The 25,128-nt window shown below is 73.3% G+C and carries 25 protein-coding genes and 2 pseudogenes; 14 read left to right on the forward strand and 13 right to left on the reverse strand.

Translation table 11 applies throughout. The features are described from left to right. Positions 1-3: 3 nt before the first annotated feature. The 3 genes from KJS59_RS21855 to KJS59_RS21865 all read right to left on the reverse strand — a co-directional run bounded on the left by KJS59_RS21855 (position 4) and on the right by KJS59_RS21865 (position 2,504). Positions 4-348, reverse strand: a complete 345-nt coding sequence (locus KJS59_RS21855) for a four-helix bundle copper-binding protein (protein WP_213454829.1) — start codon at positions 346-348, stop codon at positions 4-6. A 75-nt stretch (positions 349-423) separates the two neighbouring features. Continuing rightward, positions 424-1,065 (reverse strand): TetR/AcrR family transcriptional regulator, encoded by a 642-nt coding sequence (locus tag KJS59_RS21860; protein ID WP_213454830.1) that lies wholly within the window; start codon positions 1,063-1,065, stop codon positions 424-426. Between the two features lie 17 nt (positions 1,066-1,082). After that, a complete protein-coding gene (locus KJS59_RS21865) occupies positions 1,083-2,504 on the reverse strand; it encodes an MFS transporter (RefSeq protein WP_213454831.1) in 1,422 nt (473 codons plus the stop codon). A gap of 153 nt (positions 2,505-2,657) precedes the next feature. On the opposite strand from KJS59_RS21865, the gene KJS59_RS21870 reads away from it, so the two are divergent. The 9 genes and pseudogenes from KJS59_RS21870 (at position 2,658) to KJS59_RS21910 (ending at position 9,473) form a co-directional block, all read left to right on the forward strand. Next, complete coding sequence (locus tag KJS59_RS21870; RefSeq protein WP_213454832.1) at positions 2,658-2,846, forward strand: hypothetical protein; 189 nt, start codon at positions 2,658-2,660, stop codon at positions 2,844-2,846. 43 nt (positions 2,847-2,889) lie between these two features. After that, a complete protein-coding gene (locus KJS59_RS21875) occupies positions 2,890-4,032 on the forward strand; it encodes an enolase C-terminal domain-like protein (RefSeq protein WP_249714666.1) in 1,143 nt (380 codons plus the stop codon). A 94-nt stretch (positions 4,033-4,126) separates the two neighbouring features. Then, positions 4,127-4,861, forward strand: a complete 735-nt coding sequence (locus KJS59_RS21880; RefSeq protein WP_213454833.1) for an acetate uptake transporter family protein — start codon at positions 4,127-4,129, stop codon at positions 4,859-4,861. A 103-nt stretch (positions 4,862-4,964) separates the two neighbouring features. Next, positions 4,965-5,267, forward strand: a complete 303-nt coding sequence (locus tag KJS59_RS21885) for a zinc ribbon domain-containing protein (protein ID WP_249714667.1) — start codon at positions 4,965-4,967, stop codon at positions 5,265-5,267. A gap of 33 nt (positions 5,268-5,300) precedes the next feature. Beyond that, positions 5,301-6,554: a formamidase gene (gene fmdA / locus KJS59_RS21890; RefSeq protein ID WP_213454834.1), complete on the forward strand. Its 1,254-nt coding sequence runs from the start codon at positions 5,301-5,303 to the stop codon at positions 6,552-6,554. Between the two features lie 108 nt (positions 6,555-6,662). Further along, positions 6,663-7,304: pseudogene (locus tag KJS59_RS21895) on the forward strand (ABC transporter ATP-binding protein); the annotation flags it as partial. 63 nt (positions 7,305-7,367) lie between these two features. After that, positions 7,368-8,090: an ABC transporter permease subunit gene (locus KJS59_RS21900; RefSeq protein ID WP_213454836.1), complete on the forward strand. Its 723-nt coding sequence runs from the start codon at positions 7,368-7,370 to the stop codon at positions 8,088-8,090. Continuing rightward, a complete protein-coding gene (locus KJS59_RS21905) occupies positions 8,080-8,721 on the forward strand; it encodes a TetR/AcrR family transcriptional regulator (protein WP_213454837.1) in 642 nt (213 codons plus the stop codon). The genes KJS59_RS21900 and KJS59_RS21905 overlap by 11 nt, the downstream gene beginning before the upstream one ends. Before the next feature lie 86 nt (positions 8,722-8,807). Next, entirely contained in the window at positions 8,808-9,473 is a 666-nt protein-coding gene (locus tag KJS59_RS21910; RefSeq protein ID WP_213454874.1) for a hotdog family protein, read from the forward strand. A gap of 13 nt (positions 9,474-9,486) precedes the next feature. Here KJS59_RS21910 and KJS59_RS21915 read toward each other — a convergent pair whose 3' ends face one another. The 10 genes and pseudogenes from KJS59_RS21915 to KJS59_RS21965 all read right to left on the reverse strand — a co-directional run bounded on the left by KJS59_RS21915 (position 9,487) and on the right by KJS59_RS21965 (position 19,669). Further along, on the reverse strand, positions 9,487-10,563 hold the full coding sequence (locus KJS59_RS21915) for a PucR family transcriptional regulator (RefSeq protein WP_249714669.1): 1,077 nt from the start codon (positions 10,561-10,563) through the stop codon (positions 9,487-9,489). Next, on the reverse strand, positions 10,556-11,344 hold the full coding sequence (locus tag KJS59_RS21920) for an ABC transporter permease subunit (protein WP_213454838.1): 789 nt from the start codon (positions 11,342-11,344) through the stop codon (positions 10,556-10,558). The genes KJS59_RS21915 and KJS59_RS21920 overlap by 8 nt, the downstream gene beginning before the upstream one ends. Then, positions 11,322-12,248, reverse strand: coding sequence for an ABC transporter ATP-binding protein (locus KJS59_RS21925; protein WP_213454839.1), 927 nt, complete (start codon positions 12,246-12,248; stop codon positions 11,322-11,324). The genes KJS59_RS21920 and KJS59_RS21925 overlap by 23 nt, the downstream gene beginning before the upstream one ends. Before the next feature lie 162 nt (positions 12,249-12,410). Then, on the reverse strand, positions 12,411-12,845 hold the full coding sequence (locus tag KJS59_RS21930; protein WP_213454840.1) for an NUDIX hydrolase: 435 nt from the start codon (positions 12,843-12,845) through the stop codon (positions 12,411-12,413). A 184-nt stretch (positions 12,846-13,029) separates the two neighbouring features. Then, a complete protein-coding gene (locus KJS59_RS21935) occupies positions 13,030-14,700 on the reverse strand; it encodes a DHA2 family efflux MFS transporter permease subunit (RefSeq protein WP_283775839.1) in 1,671 nt (556 codons plus the stop codon). A gap of 131 nt (positions 14,701-14,831) precedes the next feature. After that, entirely contained in the window at positions 14,832-16,121 is a 1,290-nt protein-coding gene (locus KJS59_RS21940) for a D-alanyl-D-alanine carboxypeptidase family protein (protein WP_213454842.1), read from the reverse strand. A 167-nt stretch (positions 16,122-16,288) separates the two neighbouring features. Next, positions 16,289-17,983: a SulP family inorganic anion transporter gene (locus tag KJS59_RS21945; protein ID WP_249714670.1), complete on the reverse strand. Its 1,695-nt coding sequence runs from the start codon at positions 17,981-17,983 to the stop codon at positions 16,289-16,291. After that, entirely contained in the window at positions 17,980-18,450 is a 471-nt protein-coding gene (locus KJS59_RS21950; protein ID WP_213454843.1) for an ArsR/SmtB family transcription factor, read from the reverse strand. The genes KJS59_RS21945 and KJS59_RS21950 overlap by 4 nt, the downstream gene beginning before the upstream one ends. Positions 18,451-18,725: 275 nt before the next feature. Beyond that, positions 18,726-19,132, reverse strand: a pseudogene (locus KJS59_RS32515) (IS1634 family transposase); the annotation flags it as partial. Between the two features lie 171 nt (positions 19,133-19,303). Then, positions 19,304-19,669 carry an NUDIX domain-containing protein gene (locus KJS59_RS21965; protein WP_249714672.1) on the reverse strand — a complete coding sequence of 122 codons (366 nt, stop codon included), beginning with the start codon at positions 19,667-19,669 and terminating at the stop codon, positions 19,304-19,306. Between KJS59_RS21965 and KJS59_RS21970 the strand changes: the two genes are divergently transcribed. From KJS59_RS21970 to KJS59_RS21990, 5 genes are all read left to right on the forward strand, one after another. After that, the gene (locus tag KJS59_RS21970; RefSeq protein WP_249714674.1) at positions 19,658-20,395 is read left to right on the forward strand and encodes a DUF4262 domain-containing protein; all 738 of its coding nucleotides are present in this window, start codon (positions 19,658-19,660) and stop codon (positions 20,393-20,395) included. The genes KJS59_RS21965 and KJS59_RS21970 overlap by 12 nt on opposite strands. Positions 20,396-20,815: 420 nt before the next feature. Next, positions 20,816-21,796, forward strand: coding sequence for a ketoacyl-ACP synthase III family protein (locus KJS59_RS21975; RefSeq protein WP_213454848.1), 981 nt, complete (start codon positions 20,816-20,818; stop codon positions 21,794-21,796). 21 nt (positions 21,797-21,817) lie between these two features. Continuing rightward, positions 21,818-23,134, forward strand: coding sequence for an MFS transporter (locus KJS59_RS21980; RefSeq protein WP_213454849.1), 1,317 nt, complete (start codon positions 21,818-21,820; stop codon positions 23,132-23,134). A 10-nt stretch (positions 23,135-23,144) separates the two neighbouring features. Beyond that, positions 23,145-24,881, forward strand: coding sequence for a DUF885 domain-containing protein (locus KJS59_RS21985; RefSeq protein ID WP_213454850.1), 1,737 nt, complete (start codon positions 23,145-23,147; stop codon positions 24,879-24,881). 29 nt (positions 24,882-24,910) lie between these two features. Beyond that, entirely contained in the window at positions 24,911-25,126 is a 216-nt protein-coding gene (locus KJS59_RS21990; protein ID WP_213454851.1) for an MbtH family protein, read from the forward strand. Positions 25,127-25,128 lie beyond the last annotated feature (2 nt).

Raw genomic sequence — 25,128 nt, forward strand, 5'->3', positions numbered from 1 at the left:
TACTCAGGCGGCGGCGCCGGCCATCTGTCCGCAGGACGCGGCGCACTGGCGGCACGCCTCGGAGCAGCGCATCATCTGCTCGTCGCCGCTGAACTGGGCGCAGTCGTCCGCGCACGCCTGGCAGATCATGGCGCAGAGGCGGCACACCTCGGTGTGGTACCGCGACACGCGCTGCATGAAGGCCGCCGCCGTGCGGCAGATGTCCGCGCAGTCCATCAGTAGTTTGATGTGCTCGGGCTCCACGTGCCGACCACCCTGTTGCAGGCAGTACGGCAGCGTCTCTTCGCAGATCCGCGAACACTCCAGCGTGTCGTCGATCGCCTGCGTGGTTACGTCGTCGGTCGCCATGTCTCACCCGCCGTTCCCGAGTACCTGAACGCTGGTACCCGGCTGCCCGCGGGCTAACCCAAACGGGCGGCGCCGTCAGGCCGGTGGGCGCAGGGCCGCGGTGATGGTGGCCGCCAGCACGTCGCCGGTCCGCGCCGGGTCGAGCCGGCCGGCGTTGACGTCCTCGGCGGCGGCGTGCAGCAGCGCGTAGAAGGCGGTGATGAGCCAGTCCGTCGGCAGGTCGGTGCGGATGTCGCCGTCGGCCTGGCCCCGGCCGATGAGCTTGCGGACCCGGTCCATGACCCGGTCGTGGTGCTCGCGCATCCGGGCGGCGCCGAGGTGGCGTTGGCCGGCGGCCATGAGCTGCCGGTGCTGGTCGAGGATCCGCCACGAGGTGGTGGCCAGCCGGGACAGGGCGGCCGGTGCGGGGCCGGTGTCGATGTCGACCTGGTCCAGCGCCTCGGCGGCGCGGGCGATGGCGTGCGCGACGACGGCGTCGACCAGGGCTTCCCGACTGGGAAAGTGGCCGTAGAGGGTGACCCGGCCGACGCCGGCCGCACGGGCGATCTCCGCCATGTTGATCTCGGGGCCGCGGCCGAGGGCGGCCAGCGCCGCGTCCAGGATCGCCGCGATGCTGCGCCGCGCGTCGGCGCGCCGGGGACCATCCCGTGGCGGCACGGCGGCGGTCGGTGTGGTGGCCGCCGCCCCGCCGTCGTGCCGCCCGGTCGAGGTCGCCATGGTGCTCAGCCTACGGGTCAGTGCGCGAACACCGGGCCGTCGGTGGGCGCCGGCCGCCCACCGGGCAGCAGGATCGGCAGCCCCACGGCGACGACCGCCGCCGCCACCGCGCACGCCCAGAAGGCATGGGTGAAGCCGCCCGCCGCGGCGGTACCGGAGCCGACGCTTGCGCCCGCGATGGCCGAGACGGCCGCGACGCCCACGGCGGCGCCGAGTTCGTGTGCGGTGTTGACCGCGCCCGAGGCCGTTCCGGCGTGGTGGCCGTCGACGCCGGCCAGGGCGGTGGTGGTGGCGATGACGAAGCCGGCGCCGAGGCCGGCCGCGGCGAGCGCGAAGCCCGGCAGGACGCCGGTCCACGCGCCGGCACCCGTTCCGGCCTGGGCCAGCAGCGCGAACCCGAGCGCCGCCAGGCCGAACGCGCCCGCGGCGACCGGGCGCCGGCCGGTGCGGGTGATCAGCCGCCCGGCGAGGTGCGCCCCCGCGACGGTGGCGGCCGCCACGGGGAGGAACACCAGGCCCGTTCGCAGGGGCGAGAGCCCCAGCAGGTGTTGCAGCAGCAGCGAGCACAGGAAGAAGCCGGAGATCAGCAGGGCGGACGCGGTCAGCATGGCCACCACGCCGGTGGCCATCGGCCGGCGGGCCAGCAGCCCCGGCGGTACCAGGGGTGCGGGCACCCGGCGCTGCACCACGACGAACACCGCGTACAGCAGGATGGCGATCCCCAGGGCGGGCAGCCAGCCGCTCTCGCCGGCCCGGACCAGCGCGTAGATCAGGGCGGCGGAGGCGGCGGTGACCAGCAGCGCGCCGGGCACGTCCAGCCGGCCGGGCCGGCGGTGGCCCGCCGCGATGGCGACCGGGACCAGCGCGGCGACCAGCACGCCGATCGGCACGTTGACGTAGAACACCCACTGCCAGCCGGGCCCGGAGGTGAGCAGGCCACCGACGAGGACGCCGGCGGCGGCGCCGGAGCCGCCGAGGGCCGCCCACACGCCGAGGGCGCGGTGCCGTTCGCCCCCGTGGAAGGACGTGGTCAGGATCGACAGGGCGGCCGGTGACAGCAGCGCGGCGCCCACGCCCTGCCCGGCCCGGGCCGCCAGCAGGGTGGTGGCGTCACCGGCCAGCCCGGCCGCGAGCGAGGCGGCGGTGAACAGCGTCAGCCCGGCGAGGAACATCCGCCGCCGGCCGAGCAGGTCGGCGAGCCGGCCGCCGAGCATCAGCAACCCGCCGAAGCAGAGCGTGTAGGCGGTGACCACCCAGGTCAGCGCGGCGCGCTCCAGGCCGAGGCCGGCGCCGATCGCGGGCAGCGCCACGTTCACCACGGTGATGTCGAGGATCACCATGAACTGCGCCAGGCACAGCAGGACCAGGGCCCACCACCGGCGCGGGTCGGGCGGCGCCACGGCGCCCGACCGGTGGGTGTGGCTCATCGTTTCGGCCATGGCCGCCCCCTTAACTCGAACACCGTCGTTCGGGTTAAGTTAGCACAGCTCGTACAGCACTGTTCGGGTTATCATCCACGACCGCACCCGCTTGAACCGCCGGGCCCGGGGTACCGGACCGGCCAGGGACCAGGCCGTGGATAGGGAGCCCAGATGAGTCAGCAGGTCCATCAGGCGAAGGCCAGGGCCGTGAAGGCGGCCGGCGCCGTGGCGGGCACGGCCGCCGACCCGAAGGCCGGGCTCCAGCGGGCGAAGGCGAGGTCGAGCCCTCGCCGTCTCCTGCTCGTGGGGGCGGCGATCGTCGCCGCGTACGTGGTCGCCCGGCGGGTGACGCGGAGGTGAGCGGTCCCGCGGTCGCGCGGGTACCCGGCCCGGCGACGCCGCCGTGACCGGCGGGGCGGCCGGTACGGCGTCCTCGCCCGCGATCGAGCGGCTGGACGTCCACGCGTTCACGGTGCCGACCGACGGGCCGGACGGCCTCGAGCAGGACGCCACGCTGACCTGGGACTCGACCACGATGGTCCTGGTCCAGGCGCACGCCGCCGGCATGACGGGCCTGGGCTACACGTACGCGGACGCCTCCGCGGCGGTCCTGGTGGAGTCCCAACTGGCGCCGGCGGTCAGCGGGGCCGACGCGCTGTCCCCGGCGTCCGCGTGGGCGGCGATGACCGCCCGGATCCGCAACGCGGGCCGCCCCGGCGCCGGCGCGATGGCGGTATCCGCGGTGGACATCGCGCTGTGGGACCTGCGGGCGAAGCTCGCGGGCGCGCCGCTGTTCCGGACGCTGCCCGCCTTCCACGACCACCTGCCCGTCTACGGCAGCGGCGGCTTCACCAACTATCCCGTCGACCGCCTCGTGCGGCAGTTGACCGGCTGGGTCGACCAGGGCATCGACCAGGTCAAGCTGAAGACCTCCCGGCACCCGGAGCGGGACCCCGGGCGGCTGTCGGCGGTACGGGCGGCGATCGGCGACGGGCCGCGCCTGTTCACCGACGCCAACGGCGGGCTGCGGGGCAAGCAGGCGCTGGAGTGGGCGCACCGGTTCCGCGGCGAGTGGGACGTCACCTGGCTGGAGGAGCCGGTCAGCTCGGCGGACTTCGTGGGGCTGCGGACGGTCCGCGAGGCCGGGCCGCCCGGGCTGGACGTGGCCGCCGGCGAGTACGGCTTCGTGCTGCGCGACTTCACGAACCTCGTCGAACACCGGGCGGTGGACTGCCTCCAGGCGGACGTGACCCGCTGCGGCGGCGTCACCGGGCTGATCCAGGTGGCCGGGCTGGCGGTCGGCCACGATCTGGATCTTTCCGCGCACTGCGCCCCGGCCGCGTCCGCGCACGCGTTCTGCGCCGTCTACCGGCCGCGGCACCTGGAGTACTTCCACGACCACGTGCGGGTCGAGCGGCTGGCGTTCGACGGCCTTCCCGCGCTCCGCGACGGCGCCCTCTGGCCCGACCCGGGGCGGCCCGGCCTCGGGTTGGCGGTCCGCTGGGCGGACCTGGAGCCGTACCGGGTGCACGGCCGGCGACCGTGAACCCGGGACCACTCCCGGACGGGCGCTTTGTCCCGGCTGTTCCGGGGTAACCGCCCCGAGAGGCGACGGCCCCCGATACCTCACGGAGGGTGTCATGACACACGTAGCCCGCACACCGGCCGCGCCGTCCCCGGACGGTGGGGACTTCAGGTTCTGGCGCGACCACACCCACATCTCGTTGCAGCCGGTGGCCGCGCCGTCCGTGCTGGGCCTGTACGGCTTCGCGGCGGCGACGTTCATCGTCGGCGCCAACCTCGCCGGCTGGTACGGCAACACGGGCACCCCGGTGTTCCTGTTTCCGTTCGCCGCGATGACCGGTGGACTCGCCCAGCTTCTGGCCGGGATGTGGGCCTACCGTGCCCGGGACACGTTGGCGACGGCGATGCACGGCATCTGGGGTGCCTTCTGGCTCGCCTACGGCCTGCTGTTCCTGCTGGTCGCGGTCCACGTGCTGACCCCGCCGACGCCGTTCGTGCCGCTCGGCTACTGGTTCATCGCGCTGGCCGCGATCACCTGGGCCGGCGCTTTCGCCGCCATGTCGCAGAACGCCGGCCTGGCCGCGCTGCTGGCGGCCCTGGCCCTGGGCTCGAGCCTGGCGGCCGCCGGGTTCATCAGCGGCTCCACCACCTGGGTCAGGCTCGCCGGGTGGGCGTTCGTCATCTCGGCGGCGCTGGGCTGGTACGTCGCGACCGCACTGCTGCTGGAGGCCACGTACAAGCGGGTGATCCTGCCGCTCGGCCGGGTCGGCGGCGCCAACACGCCCGGCGAGTCGCCCCGCCAGGTGATCCAGTACCGGGCCGGCGAGCCGGGCGTCAAGGTCGGCCAGTGAGTCGGGGTGGACGGCACGTGCGCCTCTGTCGCACCACCGTTCACGAGTTGCCGCGTTGGCCTGCGGACGGGTGTCGCACGCACGGATGCTCACACTACGGCACGTGACTTCAAGGGGGCCCGGGGTGGCGACCTACGAGTACCGGTGTGCGGGGCATGGCGACTTCGCGGTCCGCTACCCGATCGGCGAGGCGGTCGCGGTGGCGCCCTGTCCCGCCTGCGGGAGTGACGCGGTCCGGGTGTTCTCGGCGCCGCTGCTCACCCGGACCTCGCGTCCGCTGGCGGCGGCGATCGAGCGTAGCGAGCGCAGCGCGGAGGCACCCGAGGTGGTGTCCGCCGTTCCCGGGCGGCGGCGGGCGGCCCCGCCGCGGGTCGCCCCGGGGCGCCCTCGGCTGCCACGGCCGTGACCATCCCGAGCGGCCCGAAGGGACCTTGAAGCCATGCCCGAAGTGTTGTTCCCGCTGGACTCGACGCGCAAGTTCACGGACCAGGAACTGATCGGCCACAACCGGTGGCATCCCGACATCCCGCCCGTCGTGACCGTCCGCCCCGGGCAGACGTTCCGGGTGCACTGCCGCGAGTGGTTCGACGGAAACATCCACAACGACGACTCGGCGCAGGACGTCCGGGACGCGCCGCTGTCGATCGTGCACGCGCTCAGCGGGCCGTTCGCGGTGCAGGGCGCCGAGCCGGGCGACCTGCTCCTGGTCGACATCGTCGACGTCGGCCCGATCCCGCAGGAGGACTCCGGGCCGCTGGCCGGGCAGGGCTGGGGGTACACGGGCATCTTCGCGAAGCAGAACGGCGGCGGCTTTCTCACCGACGTCTTCCCTGACGCGTACAAGGCCATCTGGGACTTCCGGGGGCAGCAGGCCACGTCCCGGCACGTTCCCGGGGTGACCTTCACCGGCATAACCCACCCGGGAATGATGGGGACCGCCCCGTCGGCCAAGATGCTGGCGAAGTGGAACAAACGGGAGGCGGCGCTGCGCGCCACGGACCCGGACCGGGTGCCGCCGCTGTCGCTGCCGCCCGAGCCGCGCGACGCCGTCCTGGGCAGCCTGACCGGCGCGGAGTTCGACCGGGTGGCGGCGGAGGCGGCCCGGACGGCGCCGCCCCGGGAGAACGGCGGGAACCAGGACATCAAGAACCTCACCAAGGGCAGCCGCGTCTTCTACCCCGTCTACGTGCCGGGCGCCAACCTGTCCGTCGGCGACCTGCACTTCTCCCAGGGCGACGGCGAGATCACCTTCTGCGGCGCGATCGAGATGGGCGGCTTCCTGGACCTGCACGTCGACCTGATCAAGGGCGGCATGCAGACGTACGGGGTCAGCGAAAACTGCATCTTCCTGCCCGGCAACACTCCCCCGCAGTACTGCCGGTGGCTCGCCTTCTCCGGCATCTCCGTCACGACGGACGGCGAGCAGCGCTACCTGGACTCCCAGTTGTCCTTCCAGCGCGCCTGCCTGCACGCGATCGACTACCTGACGAAGTTCGGGTACCGGCCGGAACAGGCGTACCTGCTGCTCGGGGCGGCGCCGATCGAGGGCCGGTTCTCGGGCGTGGTGGACATCCCGAACTCGTGCGCCACGGTCTATCTCCCGACCGAGATCTTCGACTTCGACGTGCGGCCGTCGGCCGCGGGTCCGAGCCGGATCGACGCGGGCACGGGCGCCCCCAAGTCCACCTTCTGACGCGCACCCGACCCGTGGCCGGTCGGGGGTCGCCTCGCCGCTGATGGATGAGCGTATGCTCATGAGCGCGCGCTCATGAGCGCTTGCTCATCTATCGAGGAGAGGATCATGACCAACGTGTCGGTCCGCGGCCTGACCAAGCGCTTCGGCGCCGTCCATGCCGTCCAGGACCTGTCCTTCGAGGTACCGGCGGGGAGCATCACCGGCTTCCTCGGCCCCAACGGCGCCGGCAAGACCACCACGCTGCGGATGGCACTGGGCCTGGTGGCGCCCACCGCCGGCGAGGCGCTGATCGGGGGCCGCCGGTACGCGGAGCTACCGCACCCTCGCCGGGCCGTGGGCGCCCTGCTGGAGGCGACCGGCTTCCACCCCGGGCGCACCGGCCGCAACCACCTGCGGATCCTGGCCCAGGCCGCCGGCATTCCCGCGTCCCGGGTCGACGAGGTGCTCGACCTGGTCGAACTGACCAGGGCCGCCGGGCGGCGGGTCACCGGGTACTCGCTGGGCATGCGCCAGCGCCTGGGCCTGGCCGCCGCGCTGCTCGGCGACCCGGGCGTGCTGATCCTCGACGAGCCCGCCAACGGCCTCGACCCGGCCGGGATGGCGTGGCTGCGCAAGCTGCTGCGCGACCTGGCCGGGCAGGGGCGCACGGTGCTGGTCTCCAGCCACGTACTCAGCGAGGTCGCGCAGACGGTGGACCAGGTAGTGATCATCAACGAGGGAACGCTGCGCTACGCCGGCACCCTCGACGGCCTCGGCGACTCGCTGGAGGCCGCCTTCCTCGACCTGACCGCCAACCGGTAGGAGCATCCGATGCGCACCGAAATCCTCAAGCTGCGCACCGTGCGCACCCCGCTCGTGCTGCTCGCCGCCGCCCAGCTGGTGATCGTGGCCGGGATCAGCGGGCTGTTCGTCAGCGGCAACGACCCGACCGACCCGGACGTCCCGCTGCGCGCCGTCGCGCACGCCGGGCTGGTGTCGATCTTCTCGCTGGTGCTGGGCATCCTCGCCGTCGCCGGCGAGTACCGGCACAAGAGCATCACCGACACGTACCTGGGCACGCCGCGCCGGGGCCGGGTCGTGGCCGCCAAGCTCGCCGTGTACGCGGGCACCGGCGTCGTCTTCGGCCTGGCCAGTTCGGTCGTGGCCCTCACCGCCGCCGCGATCTGGCTCAACGCCAAGGGCGGCTCCCTCGACCTCGGCTCGTCCGCCGTCTGGAAGACCCTCGCCGGCTGCGTGGTCTGGAACGCCTGCTTCGCCGCGGTCGGGGTGGGGGTCGGCGCGCTGGTCCGCAACGTCATCGCCGCCGTCGCGGGCGCCCTGGCCTGGCTCGCCCTCATCGAGGGCATCGTGGGGCAACTGCTGGGCGACCTCGGCAGGTGGCTGCCGTTCCGCAGCGGGCAGGCGCTGGAGGGGGTGTCGTTCCCGGGTATCGACATGCTGCCGCAGTGGGGCGGCGGGGTCGTGCTGGCCGGCTACGCGGCGATCTTCGCGCTGCTGGCGGTGTCGACTACCGTAAGGCGCGATGTCTCCTAGACGCACCGTGGCGGCGCGGGGCCGGGCCGGCGAGGACCCGGCCGCCGCGCTGCGCGCGCAACTCGTCGACGCCGCCGAGCGGCTGCTCACCGAGGGTCAGATCGGCTCGGTCACCACCCGGCAGATCGCCCGCGCGGCGGGGGTGTCCGACGGGGTGCTCTACAACTACTTCGCCGACAAGCACGAACTCGTCGTCGAGGCACTGATCCGCCGGTACACCCGGGAACTGGGCGGGTTCGAGGCCGGGCTGCCGCAGCCGGGCGCGGGCGCGGTGCGGGAGAACCTCATCGCGTACACGACCGCCATCCACAACCTGGTCGCCGGCACCCTGCCGGTGGCCGCGGGCCTGATGTCCGAGCCGGCCCTGCTGCACCGGTTCGTCGTCGAGGTCCACCGCGAGCCCCTCGGCCCCCAGCGGCTGCGCCAGCCGCTGGCCGACTACCTGCGCGCCGAGCAGCGACTCGGCCGGCTCGGCGACTTCCCGATCGACGCCACCCTCGCGATGATCATGGGCCCGGCAATCCTGCTCGGCATCACCGAGGTCGTCGGGGGCGTCTCCCGCGACGTGCTCGGCGCCGGCATCCCCGCCATCGTCGACACCCTGCTCACCGGGATCGCCGCCGGAGGCTGAGCCGGCTCCGCACCAACCGCCACGACGTAGCAGGGCACGGTCCCGTCGGCACCCGCGGGCGGCGATAGTGTCGCCGTATGCGGCAGGTGGTGATTCCCGGGCGTTTCAACGGCCCGCCCGGCTCGGGCAACGGCGGGTACTGCGCGGGCGTCTTCGCCGGCGCCTTCCCGCCCGCCCCCACGCAGGTGGGCCGGTGCGAGGTGACGCTGCGCATGCCGCCGCCGCTGGAGATCGCGCTGTCGGTGGTCGACGGGCGCGTCCAGGCACCCGACGGCTCGCTGGTGGCCGAGGTGGCCGCGGGCGACGAGGTGGTGGCCGCCGTGCCGCCGGTCGGGTACGCGGAGGCGGTCGCCGCCTCGACCGGGTACGCCGGCTTCGCCGACCACCCGTTCCCCACCTGCTATGTCTGCGGGCCGGCCCGCACCGACGGCCTGGGCATCTTCCCCGGTCGCCGGGCGGACGGCACGACCGCCGCGCCGTGGACCGTCCCCGCCGACGTGTCACCCGCGACCGTCTGGGCCGCGCTGGACTGCCCCGGCGGGTGGGCGGTGATCGGCGCGGGCCGCCCGTACGTGCTGGGGAGGATCGTGGCCCGGCTCGAGCGGATGCCCCGGCCCGGCGACCAGTGCGTCGTCCGGGGCGCGTTGGTGGCGGCCGAGGGGCGCAAGGCCCTCGTGCACACCACCCTGTACGGACCCGACGGCGACGAACTCGCCCGCGCCCGCGCCACCTGGATCGCCATCACCGGCTGAGGCGGGTACGCGGTCAGGCCGGGTCGCCGGTCGGCCAACCGAGCAGGCGGGCGCCGAGCACAGCCGCCTGGAGGGTGAACCGCTGGGTGGGTTCGCCGGGGTGGTAGCCGGTCAGGTCCCGGATCCGGTCCAAGCGGTACGTGACGGCCCGGACCGACAGGTGCATCTGCCGGGCGGTCGCCGTGTAGTTGCCCTGGTTGTCGAAGAGCACGCTCAGCGTGTCCAGGTAGGGACGGGCGCCGCCCCGGGCACCGGTCAGCGGCCCGAGGACGGTGCTGACCAGGTCGGTGATGGCCCCCCGGTCCCGCAGCAGGACGGGGAAGACCAGCAGGTCGGCCGTGTTGAGTACGGGCGCGGTGAAGCCGAGCTTGGCGGCGTGGTCCAGCGCGTTGCGGGCCTCGTCGAGCGAGGCGGCCAGGCCCGGCAGGCCGGGGTGGGTGCGGCCGACCGCGACCTGCCAGCCGCCCGCGCCCACCTCGGCCAGCAGCAGGTGGGCCAGTTCCGCGCCGACCCCCCGCAGGCCGCCCGCGCTGATGCAGACCAGGTCGCCGTCGCGCAGGGTGGTGAGAATGTTCCCCTCGCCGAACCGGCCGGCCAGCGCGGCGTCGACGCGGTGCGCGATGTCCGGGGTGAGGCCGACGGCCCGGGCGACCAGGACGGTGTGGGTGGCCGACAGGCGGATGCCGTAGCGGTGGGCGCGCTCGGCCAGGCCACCCGGCTCCGCCCGCCCGGTCAGCAGGTCGTTGACGAACGCGGCCCGCTCGCGGTCGTGCCGGGCCAGTTCGGCGCGGGTCTGGTGGGCGTACCCGTCGAGGGCCGCCGCGAGCAGGGCGTGCGCGGTGTCCAGGAGGGCGGCGGCCCGGGCGTGCACGGCCGCCGCGCTGTCGCCCGGGCCGGCGCCGACGGTCGTCCACTGTGCACTGACCGCGTCCAGCAGGCCGGCGACGAGGGCCGGCAGGGGCAGTCCCGCGTCGGCGGCCCGGGCGCCCAGCCGGGTCGCCGCCGTCCCCGACCCGCCGGCCGGCGCGCGCAGCAGGTCCGCGCAGTCGCCGGCCAGCCAGGGCACCGCGGCGGGACCGGCGTCAGACACCGATGTCGCGGCGGTCGAACAGGACCACCCCGGCGACCGTGGTCGCGGCCCCGGCGGCCACCAGGACGAGCAGTTCGGCCGGGTGCCAGCCGGTGTGCAGCGGGTCGGTGCCGATGAAGTAGTGGAACGGCGACAGCCAGCGCAGCCAGCCCCAGGCGCCGGCCATGCCGCTGACGGCGTTGGCGAGGTAGGTCGCCAGGGCGATGGCGCCGGTGACCGCCAGCACCATGCCGCGCCCGCCGGTCGCCGCGCCGACCAGAAACGCGATGCCGGTGAAGCACCAGACCAGCGCGACCAGCCCGAAGGCCGCGGCGGACACCCGCGACAGCGGAATCTGCATGCCGACCGCGGGCACGATCACCATCAGCAGGACCCACGGGACGGCCGCGACGGCGGTGACCGCGGTGCCGGTGGCGGCCAGCCGCTGACCGGCGAACGCTCGCCGCGACACCGGGTTGACCAGCAGCAACTCCATGCCGCCGTCCTCCTCGGGCCGGGCGATCGTGCGCGCGGTCAGCGTGATCGCGCACATGAGCAGCAGCAGCGGACCGATCAGGCTGAAGACGGTCGCCTGGAGGTAGCCGGCGGCCGAGAGCATGTCCGCGATGCCGAGGAAGTCCAGCATCCCCTTGGGCAGGGCGTCCTGCTTCATCTCGGCGGCGCCCTGGAACCGGCGGTAGAACGAGGTGTAGATGACGGTGAAGGCGGCCACCCCGGCCGCCCAGCCGGCCAGCGCGCGACGGTCGTCGCGCCAGGTCTTACGCACCAGCGCGGGTAGCATCGCCGGCTCCTTCGCTGTGGTAGTAGAAGGACAGGAACGTCTCCTCCAGGTCGGGCTCGGCCGACAGCAGGTCCACGACCTCGTGCCGCGCCGCCGCCTTGATCAGCGGGTCGAGCCGGCCGTCGACCGTGCACTTCAGCACCGGGCCGGACACGGTCACGTCGCCGACCCCGGGCAGCCCGGCGAACTCGCCCGGGTCCACCGGGTCCGCGAAGTGGATCTCGACGGACCGGACGGCACGCCGGCCCAGCGACTCCACCCGCTCGACGGCGGCCAGCCGGCCGTCGCGCACGATCGCCACCCGGTCGGCGACCTGCTGCACCTCGGCCAGGACGTGGGAGGACATGAACACGGTCTGGCCGGCGGCGCGGGCGTCCCGGACCATGGCCAGGAACTCCTGCTGCATCAGCGGGTCCAGGCCGCTGGTGGGCTCGTCCAGCACGAGCAGGGCGGGCTGGTGCATGAACGCCTGGACCAGGCCGACCTTCTGCTTGTTGCCCTTGCTCATGGCGCGCACCGGCCGGGTCAGGTCCAGGTCGAGCCGCTCGGCCAACTCCGTGACCCGGGACCAGGCCACGCCGCCCCGGGCGTCGCCGAGGAACCGCAGCAGGTCCGCGGCCCGTTCCCGGCCGGGGAACGCCAACTCGCCCGGCAGGTAGCCGATCCGGCCGTGCAGGGTGGCCTTGTCCCGGCGGGGATCCAGCCCGAGGACGGTGGCCCGGCCGCGGGTCGGGCGCAGGAAATCCAGCAGGAGCCGGATCGTGGTGGTTTTCCCGGCGCCGTTCGGCCCCAGGAAGCCCATCACCTCCCCCGGCTCGACCCCGAGGGTGAGACCCTCGATCCCCCGGCGCGGGCCGTAGAACTTCGTCAGGTCCTCGGCGAGCACCGCGTAATCGCTCGTCATAGCTCACTATCGTGGCGATCGGGCACGCCGGTATCCAGGGCGGCACCCGGCCGACATTCCACCGCCGCCGCTTCCGGGGCCCGGCAACAGAGCCCCGCGGCTGGGCACGCCGACCTTAGATCCCCGCCGGCTTCCTCGCCGCGGGCCGCTGACGCGGCCTCGTCAGGCCGGCACCGCCTCGATCAGCCGGAGCCCCTCCACGGCGGGGGGCGTCAGGGTCAGTTCGCCGATCCGGTCCAGCGGGAACCAGCGGACCCCGGAGGCGGATCCGCCCTCCTCCGTCACGGTCGCTTCGCCGGCCATGAGCGTCGCGCGGTACAGCAGCGCCACCACGTTCCACTGGATGCCGTTCCGCTCGGCCAGGTACGAGCGCCCGTCGACCAGGGTGGCCTCGGCGATCTCCAGGCCCGCCTCCTCGCGCAGTTCCCGGGTGAGCGCGTCCCGGGGCTGCTCGCCCGGGTCCAGCCCGCCGCCGGGCAGGTTCCAGGCGCCGGGGGCGAAGACCGGGGACGCCTCGTTGAGCTGCGTCAGCAGGATCGAGGCGTCGTTGACGGCCACCGCGTAGGCGGTGACCCGTAGCCGCGGTTCGTCGTTCACCCATGCCTCCCGGGACCGTGGTCGCGTTCACCTTCACGCTGCCACAGCCGGGGCGGCCACGCTGCCGCATCGGCAAGGCGGTCGCCGCCGGTTCCCCGCCCCACCCGGTGCGGGCGAGGAACCGGCGGTACGCCTCCACGCGGGGCCGCGCGCCGGAGCCCAGATGCCGGCCCCGGCACGGACCTCAGTGCAGCATCGCCGGGGCCGCTGCGCGGTCGCCGCCGTCGCCGCTCGGGTCCTGCACCAGCGGGGACTCCTCCCGCTTGCGGGGCAGGAACGCGATCGGGATGAACGTGGCCAGCACCAGCGCGAACCCGACCCAGAACGTCGTGCCGAACGAGTCGGCCACGAAGTGCAGGCCGCGCTGGAAGATCGCCTCCGGCAGCGGTATCTGCGCCCCGTGCTGCTTCGCGATCGCCGCGGCGGCCTCCGTCACCGACTCGCCGGTGCGCGGGTCGGTGAAGCCCGGGATCGGGGTGGACCCGTTCAGCCGGCTGGTGAGGACCACGGACATGACCGCGGCGCCGACCGATCCACCGATCTGCTGGATGATGTTCGTCAGCGTGGAGCCGCGCGCCACCTCGGTGGTGTGCAGCGTCCGCAGCGCCGAGGTCATGATCGGCATCATCGTGCCGCCCATGCCCAGGCCCATCACGAACAGCGAGCCGCACAGCAGCACGTACGAGGTGTCCGTGCCGACCTGGGTGAACGTGAAGAACCCGGCGGCGATCAGCGCCATCGCGAACGGCACGGTACGCCCGACCGGGAGCTTGTCGGCCAGCATGCCGGCGATCGGCATGGTGAGCATCGCACCGATGCCCTGCGGCGCCATCAGCAGGCCGGCGTGCAGCGTGGATTCCCCGCGCACCTGCAGGAAGTAGCTCGGGAACAGCAGCCCGGCACCCATGAACGCGATGATGAACACGAACAGCGAGAGCACCGCGATCCGCAGGTTGCGGTTGCGGAACAGCCGCAGGTCCAGCAGCGGGTGCTTCGGCCGGAACGAGTACAGCACGAAGCCGATCACCAGCAGGCCACCGACCAGCATCGTGGCCCAGACCTTGCCGGCGGTGATCGTGCCGGTCTCGGGCAGCGACGAGACGCCGTAGAGGAACAGCGCCAGGCCCGGGGACAGCATCAGCATGCCGAGGAAGTCGAACGACTCGGACTGCTCCGGCCTGTCCTTCGGCAGCGCGACCTGGGCGTACACGAGCGCGAGCGCACCGATCGGAACGTTGATCAGGAAGATCCAGTGCCAGCTGGCCGCCTCGATCAGCCAGCCACCGAGGATCGGGCCGCCGATCGGGCCGAGCAGCATCGGGATGCCGAGCACCGCCATCAGCCGGCCGATCCGCTGCGGGCCGGCCGCCCGGGTCATGATCGTCATACCGAGCGGCATCAGCATGCCGCCGCCGAGGCCCTGCAGCACCCGGTAGGTGACGAGTTGCCCGATCGAGTCGGCGGTGGCGCACAGCGCGGAGCCGGCCGTGAACAGCAGCAGCGCGAGCATGTACAGCCGCTTGGTGCCGAACCGGTCGGCGGCCCAACCGCTGAGCGGGATCACCGTGGCCAGCGCGAGCGTGTAGCCCGTCATGGTCCAGGCGACCTGGGCGTAGGTGGCGCCGAATTCCTCCTGGAATGTCGGCAGCGCGACGCTCACGACGGTGACGTCCAGAATGGACATGATCGCCCCGAGCACCACGACTCCGGCAATCTTGAGAACGGCGGCGTCGAGCTTCATCGGCGCCGCCGCGGCTTGCTCGGTCACATGACCTCCAGGTATCACTGGCCAGCCGGGCGAAGTCGACGCACCAGGTAAAGATGGATGTGGCGCGGAGGCCCCCCGGCCCCGCATCTCCTCCGCCAGCCACTGTTCCGAGCCAAGAATCACAGGCACCACCGGCCGGGCGCACGCCCGCCCGCGCGGACGTGTCCTGGCTCACGTTTCGGCACCGGCGGCCCGGCCCCGCCGGCCGGACCACCTGGTCACCGATGGTGCAGGATGCGATCCCAGACGCTCGGCGGCTCCAACTGTGCGCCGCTGCGCAGCGCGGTGACGACCGGTTCGCCCGCACCGGTGGCCGCGGTCACCCGTCCGTGTTCGGATCCGGCCGGCAACCGTCCCGGCACGGTCGGAATCTCGACACGCAGCCGCACCCGCATGCCCGGCCAGGCCACCACGGAGACGTCCTTCGCGGCGTGGATCGTCGTGCCGGCGCCCAGCGGTCCGTGCACCGTGGCGACCTGGTCGCCCGCCCGCAGCACCGGGCGCAGCGCGATCGCGGCGGCCGCGGCGCGGACCAGCGGCCGGGTCGCCTTGAACACCCGGTCCAACTGGACGGGCGTGTTAGCGCCGGGCTGGCCCAGCACGGCGCCCACGACGGTGACCTTCCGCCCGCCGGCCTTGACCACCGCGGCGAAGACCAGGCAGCCACCGGCCTCGTCGGTGGAGCCGGTCTTGATCCCCACGACGCCGTCCCGGCCGACCAGCGAGTTGTAGTTCTTCACCACGCCGGCGACCGGCAGCGTGGCCGACTTCTGCGCCACGATCTCCGCGAACGCCGGCAGCCGCATCGCCTCGCGGGCCAGGATCACCTGGTCGACGGCGGTGCTCACGGTACCCGGGTCGAGGCCGGACGGATCGGTGTAGGTGGTGTTCTTCATGCCCAGCGCGGCCGCGGTGTCGTTCATCTTGTCGACGAACGCCTCGATGCTGCCCGCGTCCCAGGCGGCGAGGATCCGGGCCATGTTGTTCGCCGACGGCAGCAGCACCGCCTGCAACGCTTCGCGCTCGGTGAAGACCGCGCCCGCCACGACCCTCACCAGGGACTCCCCGCGCGCCGCCTCCTCCGGGTACGCCGCCGCCTGGGCCGCGCTGACGGTGAGCTTCGGTCCGTGCTCGCCCCGCTTGAGCGGGTGCTCGGTCAGGATGACGTAGGCGGTCATCACCTTGGTGACGCTCGCGATCGGCACCGGCCGGCTCCCGCCCGAGGCGCCGAGCGACCCCACCCCCGGCACCGTGAGCGCGGCCTGCCCGGTCGCCGGCCACGGCATCACCGGCGCCTTACCGGGAATGACCACGGACGCGGGCAGGGTGCGGGTGACCTCGGGCGCGGGCAGCGGGTGGCGCAACGGTGCGACCGCGAACAGCACGGCGGCGCCCAGCAGCACGGCCAGCAGGCCGCTGACCAGCAGCCAGGGCCCGCGGCCCCGGCGCCGCTTCGGCGGATCCGGCCGGACCGGCCGCAACACCTGCGTGGTCGCCGAGTCGAACATCGAGACATCCTCCCCATGCGGCGCGCGCACCCTCCGGCGCTCCCGGCCATCCGGCCGTGCCCGCGAAGTAGTGCATTGTCGCACCAGCGGGAAACGCCCGTCCGACGGCCGCGGCGTCAGCGGGGCCGGCTCGGGCGGCGGACCCGGCGCCACCACGACCTTGCCGGCTACCCGGCCCTGGTCTCGGCGGGCAGGACGCCGACGTGGTGGAGCAGGGCACGCGCGGCGACGATCGCGGCCGGCGTGTCCGGGAAGACCCGGCCGGCGGCCGTGAGCCGCTCCAGGATGCCCAGGGCCGCGAGGGTCCGGCGGTGCTCGGGGCGGATGCCGGACAGGTGGACGACGATGCCGCGGTGCTCGAGCCGCTCGATGGCGTCCCGCAGCACCAGGGCGCCGGTGCCGTCGATCGCGCTGACCCGGGACATCCGCAGGATGACCACCCGCACATCAGCCACCTCGGACAGCTCCAGCAGGAACCGGTGCGCGGCGGCGAAGAACAGCGGCCCGTCCAGCCGGTACGCCACGATGTGCTCGGCCAGCAGCGCCGCCTCCTCGGCGCGGTGGTCGCCCGTGTCCAGCGGCACCTGGTCCACCCGCACCGAGCGGGCGATCTTCCGCACGGCGAGCACGACCGCGGCGGCCAGGCCCGCGAGCACCGCCGTGACGAGGTCGAAGGTGAGCGTGATGAGCGCCGTGAGGACCATGATGGCGGCGTCCGACCGGGTGGCGCGGGCCAGGGCGCACAGCGAGCCGACCTCGATCATGCGGATCGCCGTGGCCAGCAGCACGCCGGCCAGCGCCGCGATGGGGATGCGGGCGACCAGCGGCGCGACGGCGACCATGATGGCGGCGAGCACCAGCGCGTGGGTCAGGGCGGCCAGCCGGGAGCCGGCGCCGGACCGGACGTTGACGGCGGTGCGGGCGATCGCGGCGGTGGCCGGGACCCCGCCGAACATCGGGGCCGCCACGTTCGCCACGCCCTGGCCGAACAGTTCCCGGTCCGGGTCGTGGCGCTGGCCGACCGACATGCCGTCGGCGACGGTGGCGGACAGCAGCGACTCCAGCGCGGCCAGCGCCGCCACGGCGAGCGCGGACCCGGCCAGTGCGGGGATGGCCGACACGTCCAGGAACGCCAGCGATGGCGCCGGCAGGGTCGACGGCAGCGCGCCGATCCGCGGCACGTCGAGCCGGACCGCCTCGGCGACCAGCGTCGCGGCGACGATGGCGAGCAGGGAGAACGGCACGGTCGGCCGCCACCGCGCGCCGGCGAGCATCACCGCCACGACGCCGACCGCGAGCGCCAGCGCCACCCAGTGCGGACCCAGCCGGACGAACTCGACGGCGGCCCGCGCGGCCACGACCGCGACCCGGTCCCCCTCCGGCGTGGGCACCCCGAGCGCGGCCGGCACCTGCTGGAGGAAGATGACCGCGGCGATGCCGACGGTGAAGCCCTCCACCACCGGCGCCGGCACGTACCGGACGTAGCGGCCCGCGCCGACCACGGCGAGCCCCATCAGCAGCAGCCCCGCCAGCAGCCCGACGGTCAGCACCCCGCCCGGGCCGTGCGCCGCGACGATCGGCACCAGCACCACGGTCATCGCGCCGGTCGGCCCGGACACCTGGAGGTTGGAGCCACCGAACACGGCCGCCAGGGCGCCGGCCACCACGGCGGTGGCCAGGCCCGCCGCCGCGCCCAGCCCGGACGAGACCCCGAACCCGAGGGCCAGGGGCAGGGCGACGATGGCGACGGTCACGCCCGCGACGAGATCCCGCCGCGGCTGCCGCCGGACGGCGTCCAGGTCCGCGCGGGCGGGAAGCAGGCCGACCAACCGGGCGCCCAGGGCCCGCACCGCGGCGCTCAACGCCGCGATGCCGTGACGTCGCCCGTGCCGCTGGCCACCGCGGCGCCGGGCGCCGTGGGACCGGCCGCCCTGGCGCTCGTCGCCGCGACGCCGGTTGACGTGGCGCCGCCACGCGCCGCGGTGCCGGCCGGGTGGGACGTGGGCTCCTCGCGCAGGGCCTCCAGCAACTCGGTCTGCCCGACCAGCATCTCGGTCAGGATCCGCCGGGCGGCCCGCATGAGGTCCGCGACGTCGGGACCGGCCAGGGCGTACACGACCGCGGAGCCCTCGCGGGTGGAGGTCACGATCCCGGCGCGGCGCAGCACGCCGAGTTGCTGTGAGAGGCTGGACGGCTCGATGTCCAGTTCGGCCAGGATGTCCCGCACCGCCATGGGCCGCTCGCCGAGCAGTTCGAGCACGCGGATGCGCACCGGATGGCCGAGCATCCGGAAGAACTCCGCCTTCTTCTGATACAACGGTACGGGCATATGAGCAATTGAACATGTCTTCAAGTCATCATGCCACGCCGGGTGCCGCGACTGTGCCGGCGATCACCTTCGGGCACCGGTAGTGCTTTGTCAGCTTCGCGTCGATATGGTCCGCGAATCTGGGGCTTGAGCTGGGAAAACACGAGTTGGCCCGGTGACAAGGCGTGTCACTAGGCCATGGTGTTCGTGCTGGTCAGGCGGTTGCGGGTGTCGCGTTGATGACGCGTGGCGGTTCGGTGATCTTCAGCTTGGCGAACAGGGCTTTCTGGGGCTGGGACCGGCCGCAGGTCCAGGATGGTCTTCATCTCGCCGCCAGCCGCGTTCGACTTCGAGGAGCTGCTTGTAGTCCAGCGCGATGTCCTCCGCGTTCAGCTTCGGGCCGGAGCAGCGCAGCAGGTACTTGCATCCAGGCGCTGCTCGGCCTTGATTCCCGCTTGATCGATGCGCAGCAGGCCACCGGGGGTGACGCGCAGGTAGCGATGCAGACCATGCTTGGTGGAGATCACCCCCCGCGCAGCTCGGCGCGCTTGGTGACACTCAGCTTGTCCGAACCGTCGATCTTCGCGGTGAGCTGGGCGATCAGCCATCCACGCACTGCAGCGTCACGCTCGGCGGCTTCGGGGTTGAAGCAGATCACGAACCGCTCGTCGGCGCCGATGTTGACCTCTTTGACCTGCAGCTTCACCGCCGCCCGTGCCTAAGACCGCCGTTCAACTGCGGAACGTGGGCGATGGAGCCGCAGCTGCGCGGGAGTCGACCGGGCGCGATTAAGCAGGCGGCCCGGTCCTCGGTCGATCGTGTTCGTCACATCAGCTCAGGTGAGATCATTCCGATTGCGGCTCGATCTTCGCTGCTAGCCGTTTCGCGAGGCCAGCAGGTAGAGCAATGCGGCGACGGTGGTGCCGGAAACGATATCGTGTTTGTCGATCAGACTTCTTACGTCCGTCAGCGGAATCCAGTCGATCCGGTCACTCTCAAAAGCATCTTGCGGCGGCCCGATGTGGTCCGCAGAGTCGGCCTGAAAGATGTGGTGTTCGGAGGTCATGAGGCCCGGAGATGGCTGCGCGTAGACCAGGGGTCTGAGCGGAGCGCGCGGTCGCCATCCGGTCTCTTCCTCGGTCTCGCGTGCTGCGGCCTCGGCGGCGGTTTCATCCACTCGAATCTCCCCGATGGGGATTTCCCAGCTCCACGTGTCAGTGATGAACCGGTGACGCCACATCAGCAGAACCCGGTCGTCGGCGACGACGGCACAGCCCGCCCCGAGGTGGTGATGTTCGGCCTGGGCGGCGAGGACATGCAGCAGTGGCTCAACGCCTGCGTGAACCGGGCCCGCGAGCACGGCTGGCCGGCGCGGAACGAGCCGTTCCACGGGGTGTTGGACGGCTTCGCCACCCAGCTCCGGCCCGTGCACGAGTCCTGGCACGACGCCCTGTTCGGCACCACGCACCGCTTCTACCGGGGCGCCCGGGTGCCGGTCCTGCAGTTGGTCTGGCCGGACCGCAACGGCCGCTGGCCCTGGGCGGAGCGGGCCACGGCCAGCGTCCGCAACCGCCAGGCCCTCGCCTGGCTGCCGGTCGACGAGCACCCGCCGGGCGGCTGGCGCCTGGTCGGCGAGCGGGAACCCGATTTCCCGTTCCCGGTCGGCCCCGACTCGTGGGTGCTGACCACGCGCGCCGTCCTCGGCACCGATCGGCCGGTCGCCCGCGTGGCCCGCGACGAGGGCGCCTACGACGTGCTGGACGACCGGGGCTACGACGCGGACGACCTGTGCCTGGCGTTCCTCGGTGACCTGGTGCGGCGGCACCCGCACCTGACGGCGTGCACCGACCTGGACGACGGCCGGGTCGCGGTGGCGCAGGCGGGCGCGGCGTGGAGCAGATCGGAGATGTCCCGCCGGGACCGGCGTGGCAGCCGGCAGTCATGGAAGCACGCCGAACCCGCGTAGCACCCGGCCCCCAGATCCACCACCCGGCGGGGAACTGGGCCGAGTGCGGGTAGGCGGCGCGTCCCTGATATCGGTCATCGTCGTCAGTCCTGTTGGGTCGGTCCGGTTGCCGCCGGTGTTTCACGGAATGCCAGGTGATTCGGCCGCCCGGGCAGCACCACCGGCGGGTAGCATCCTCCACGCTGGATCCACACCGGGGCCGGCCCGACGGGGCGGGTCGGCAATCAGCGGACCGGATAAGGGTTGCGCGCCGCTTGGCCAGCGGGTACGATCAATCTAATTCGATACCATATGTCATACTATGCGGCATTCTGGCCCGCCTCCACAATGGAGGGAGTAGTCGGGTACGTGCGGTGGAGCGACGTGTATGTCAATGCCAGCGCAATGGTATTGGGAAGCCTTGACGACATTGCCGCCGCCGTGGCCGACGGGCGATGCGACCCCGAATTCCGCGAGACACACGGCTACCTGTCGGTGAGCGTGCTCGAGGACCAGCGGGGCGTCCTGGACCCGGCGGTCGAGGCCGGCCGGGCGGCACTGTCCCGGGCGGGCGTGCCGGCCGGTGAGGTTCGGCTCGTGGTCCACGCCAGCTCCGAAACGCACGGGCCCGACGACTTACCGCCCGCCTCCTACATCCAGGGCCGCACGGTCGGCACCACGGCCTTGGCGGTGGAGCTACGGCAGGCGTGCAACGGGGCGCTGGCCGCGCTGGAACTGGCGGCCGCCTACCTGAGCACCGCACCGGCGCCGGCATCCGCGCTGGTCACCACCAGCGACCGGAACCCGCCCGGCACCGACCGGTACCGCGCCGGCCAGGGTGAGTTGGCCGGCGACGCCGCGACCGCGGTCGTGCTGTCCCGCGGTGCCGGGGTGGCCCGGCTGCTGTCGACCGCGGTGGTCGGCGACGGCCGATACCTCGGCACCGTCGCCGCCGACCCGGGCGAGTACCCCAGCCGCGCGGCGTTCCTGGCCGAGCAGCGGCGCCGGCTGCGGCCGATGCTGCGGGCGATGTCCACCCACGAACGGACCAGCGTCGAGACCGCGCTGGCCGACGCGGGGCTGGTCAGCGCCGATATCAGTCGCTGGGTCTTCGCGAACGTCGGGCAGTTCCTGGTGGACCAGGAATTCCGGAAGAGGTTCGGCATCGCCGAGTCGATGACCACCTGGGAGTGGGGCCGGACCGTCGGGCATCTGGGCGCCGGAAACCAGCTGGCCGGGCTCACCCACCTGGTGGAGACCGGAGCGGTGCGGGTCGGTGACCGGGTCGCGCTGTGCGGCAACGGAGTCGGCTTCAGCTATGGCTGCGCAATTCTCGAAATCAGCACCGAACCCGCCTGGGACGGCACCGCGAACGACCGGTCACGGAATGCGCGCGAATTCGACACCGGAGCGTCGCGCTAACGGGCGGCGGGGAGGACCGACATGACCGAAGAGCGGGTGTCCGAGGAGGACCGGTGGGGCCTGACGCCGTTCCGCTTCCGCGCCTTCCGCCTGCTGTGGATCGGCCAGACCCTCTCCGCGGCCGGCACCGCGATCACCCGGATCGCGCTGATCTTCGCGATCCTGGAACTCGGCGGCGGCGCGGCGGACATCGGCTACATCACCGCGGTCCAGACGGTCGCGACGATGGTCTTCACCCTGGTCGGCGGGGTGTGGGCCGACCGGCTGCGGCGCAACTACGTCATGCTCGGCGCCGACGTGCTGCGCGCGGTGGTGCAGGGCACGCTGGCGGCGCTGCTGCTCACCGGCAACGCGCAGATCTGGCAGTTGGGCCTGGGCGCGGCGATCTTCGGCGGGGCGACCGCGTTCTTCGACCCGGCGTCCAGCGGTCTGCTGCCGGAGACCCTGCCGTCGAAGCATCTGCAGAGCGGCACCGCGCTGATCAACTTCGCGGGCAGCTTCTTCTCCGTCGGCGGTCCGGCCGCCGCGGGCCTGCTGATCGCCGTGTTCAGCCCCGGGCTGGTCTTCGCCGTCGACGCGCTCAGCTTCGTGGTGAGCGCGATCTCGCTGGCCCTGCTGCGGCTGGCGCCCCGCACCCTGGCGAAGGCCGAGCCGTTCTGGCGGGACCTGCGCACCGGCTGGCGTGAGGTGACCATCCGGCCCTGGTACTGGACGACCCTGATCGCGCACTCGCTGTGGAACGCCGCCATGGCCGCGTACTTCGTGCTCGGCCCGGTCATCGCGGCCGACCGGTTGGGCGGCGCGGGTGTCTGGGGCATCCTGTCCGCCTGCTGGGCGGCCGGCGGGATCGTGGGCGGCATCATCACGCTGCGGTTCAAGCCCAAACGCCCGCTCGTCGCGGCGAACCTGGCCCTGATCCTGACCATCGCGCCGATGCTGGCCATCGCGCCGCCGCTGCAGCCCTGGCTCATCGGGGTGGCGGCCTTCGCCAGCGGGATCGGGCTGTTCTTCCTGGGTGCCGTGTGGAGCGCGACGGTCGGGCAGCTCATCCCGAACGAGGTGCGCTCCCGGGTGGAGTCCTACGACTGGATGATCTCACTGGTCGCGATGCCGATCGGGTTCGCGATCGTCGGCCCGCTGGCCGCGCACATCGGCAACGCGGCCACCCTGATCGGCGGCGCGGCGCTGATCGCCATCCCGTGCAGCCTCACCGTGCTGATCCCGGGGGTGCGGGCCATCCGCCGCACCGCCGATGGCACGGTGGTCGGCCCGCCGGTTCCGCAGGCCGCACCGGCGGATCCGCCGGCATCGACCCGTACCGCGCCGGCGGAGCTGTGAGGAGCCTATGGTGAGCGAGCTCGTGGACCAGACCGACACCGACAGCGCCCGGAAGCCGGAGCGGCCGATCCGCGACCTCGCCGACCGCTACGTGCACCGGCTCGCCGCGGTCAACCCGCTGATCGCGACCTGGCTCGGCCTGCCGGTCGGCGAGGATCGGCTGCCCGACCTGTCGCCGGCCGGCCGGGTCGCGCACGACGAGCTGTCCCGCGCCACGCTGACCGAACTGGACGCGGCGGAGCGCGTCGCGGCCGGCGACCTGCCCGCGGTCGAGCGGCGGTGCGGGCGGCTGCTGCGGGAGCGGCTGGAGGCGGACCTGGCGACCAGCGGCGACGAGGAGTACCTGCGCGAGCTGGTGAACGTCTTCGGCCTGCAGGAGCGGGTGCAGGAGATTTTCGCGTTGATGCCGGTGGACAGCGCCGACAACTGGGCCGCCGTTGCCCACCGGATGCGTCTGCTGCCCGCCACCCTGGCCGGCTTCCGCGAAACCCTGGAGCAGGCGGCCGCCCGCGGCAGCTTCACCGCGGCACCCCGCCAGGTCCGGCTGCTGGCCGGCCAGCTCGACCGTTGGCTGGCGGCGACCGATGGGCGCGGCTGGTACGCCGGCTTCGCCGAGCCCGCCCAGGTCCCGGCGGCGCTGCGGGCCGCGCTGGACACCGCGGCCGCCGAGGCCGCGGCCGGCACCGCCGCACTGCGCGACTGGCTGCGTACCGGCTACCTGCCACGGGTCGAGGGCTCGCCGGACGGGATCGGCGCCGATCGGTACCGCGCCTGGGCCCGGTTCTGGACCGGCGCCGACCTGGACCTGGTCGAGACCTACCGGTGGGGCTGGGCCACCTACCAGGATCTGCGGGTGCAGCTGGACAAGGCGGCCGGCGAGGTGCTGCCCGGCGGGACACCGGCGGCCGCCATGCGGCACCTGGACGAGCACGGCGAGGCGGTCGAGGGGACCGAGGCGATCCGGATCCGGCTACAACAGATCATGGACGAGGCGATCCGGGAGCTGAACGGCACCGCGTTCGAGCTGGCGCCACCGCTGCACGTCGTGGAGGCCCGGATCGCGCCGGCCGGCACCGGTGCGCCGTACTACACGCCGCCGTCGCGGGACTTCGCCCGCCCCGGCCGGACCTGGCTGCCCACCAACGGGCAGACCCGGTTCCCGCTGTGGCAGCTGCTCAGCACCTGGTACCACGAGGGCGTGCCCGGCCATCACCTGCAACACGGCCAGTGGGTGTACGTTGCCGGCCGGCTCTCGCTCTACCAGTCCAGCGTGGGGGGAATCGACGCCTGCGGGGAAGGCTGGGCGCTGTACGCGGAGCGGCTGATGGACGAGCTCGGCTACTTCCGCACCCCGGGCGACCGGATCGGCTATCTGGACCGGCAGCTGCTGCGGGCCATCCGGGTGGTCCTCGACATCGGTCTGCACCTGGAGCTGCCGGTGCCGGCCGACTCCCCCATGGGCGCCGGCCAGCGCTGGACCCCGGAGCTGGCCCGGGCGTTCCTCGCGGCGCACAGCGGCCAGCCGGCGGCGGCGGTGGACGCCGAGATCGACCGCTACCTCGGGCTGCCCGGCCAGGCGATCAGCTACAAGCTTGGCGAGCGCGCCTGGCTGGCCGGTCGGGCCGCGGCCCAGGCCGCCCACCGGGCCCGCGGTGCCACATTCGACGCGAAGTCCTGGCACATGGCCGCGCTGTCGCTCGGTTCGCTGGGGCTGCGCGACCTGACCGACGAACTCAGCCGCCTGTAAGTCACCGCACCTACCGAAGGGAACCCGCGATGTTCGACGACGAGACCGCCGACTACCTCGTGGTGATCAATGACGAGGAGCAGTACTCGATCTGGCCGGCCCGCCGCGAGGAGAACCTGCCGGCCGGCTGGACGACGGTCGGCGCGGCCCGACCCCGCGAGGAGTGCCTGACCTACATCGAGCAGGTGTGGACCGACATGCGACCCAAGAGCCTGCGGCTGGCGATGGAAGCCCAGGCGCGGTAGGC

It is taken from the genome of Rhizomonospora bruguierae, assembly GCF_018397995.1.
Classification (GTDB): domain Bacteria; phylum Actinomycetota; class Actinomycetes; order Mycobacteriales; family Micromonosporaceae; genus Rhizomonospora; species Rhizomonospora bruguierae.

Bases quoted from the DNA above. Each gene is read 5' to 3' on its own strand.
- KJS59_RS21855 (WP_213454829.1), bottom strand. From the start codon at position 348: ATGGCGACCGACGACGTAACCACGCAGGCGATCGACGACACGCTGGAG.
- KJS59_RS21860 (WP_213454830.1), bottom strand. From the start codon at position 1,065: ATGGCGACCTCGACCGGGCGGCACGACGGCGGGGCGGCGGCCACCACA.
- KJS59_RS21865 (WP_213454831.1), bottom strand. From the start codon at position 2,504: ATGGCCGAAACGATGAGCCACACCCACCGGTCGGGCGCCGTGGCGCCG.
- KJS59_RS21870 (WP_213454832.1), top strand. From the start codon at position 2,658: ATGAGTCAGCAGGTCCATCAGGCGAAGGCCAGGGCCGTGAAGGCGGCC.
- KJS59_RS21880 (WP_213454833.1), top strand. From the start codon at position 4,127: ATGACACACGTAGCCCGCACACCGGCCGCGCCGTCCCCGGACGGTGGG.
- fmdA (WP_213454834.1), top strand. From the start codon at position 5,301: ATGCCCGAAGTGTTGTTCCCGCTGGACTCGACGCGCAAGTTCACGGAC.
- KJS59_RS21900 (WP_213454836.1), top strand. From the start codon at position 7,368: ATGCGCACCGAAATCCTCAAGCTGCGCACCGTGCGCACCCCGCTCGTG.
- KJS59_RS21905 (WP_213454837.1), top strand. From the start codon at position 8,080: ATGTCTCCTAGACGCACCGTGGCGGCGCGGGGCCGGGCCGGCGAGGAC.
- KJS59_RS21920 (WP_213454838.1), bottom strand. From the start codon at position 11,344: ATGCTACCCGCGCTGGTGCGTAAGACCTGGCGCGACGACCGTCGCGCG.
- KJS59_RS21925 (WP_213454839.1), bottom strand. From the start codon at position 12,248: ATGACGAGCGATTACGCGGTGCTCGCCGAGGACCTGACGAAGTTCTAC.
- KJS59_RS21935 (WP_283775839.1), bottom strand. From the start codon at position 14,700: ATGCGGGGCCGGGGGGCCTCCGCGCCACATCCATCTTTACCTGGTGCG.
- KJS59_RS21940 (WP_213454842.1), bottom strand. From the start codon at position 16,121: ATGTTCGACTCGGCGACCACGCAGGTGTTGCGGCCGGTCCGGCCGGAT.
- KJS59_RS21950 (WP_213454843.1), bottom strand. From the start codon at position 18,450: ATGCCCGTACCGTTGTATCAGAAGAAGGCGGAGTTCTTCCGGATGCTC.
- KJS59_RS21965 (WP_249714672.1), bottom strand. From the start codon at position 19,669: ATGTGGCGTCACCGGTTCATCACTGACACGTGGAGCTGGGAAATCCCC.
- KJS59_RS21980 (WP_213454849.1), top strand. From the start codon at position 21,818: ATGACCGAAGAGCGGGTGTCCGAGGAGGACCGGTGGGGCCTGACGCCG.
- KJS59_RS21990 (WP_213454851.1), top strand. From the start codon at position 24,911: ATGTTCGACGACGAGACCGCCGACTACCTCGTGGTGATCAATGACGAG.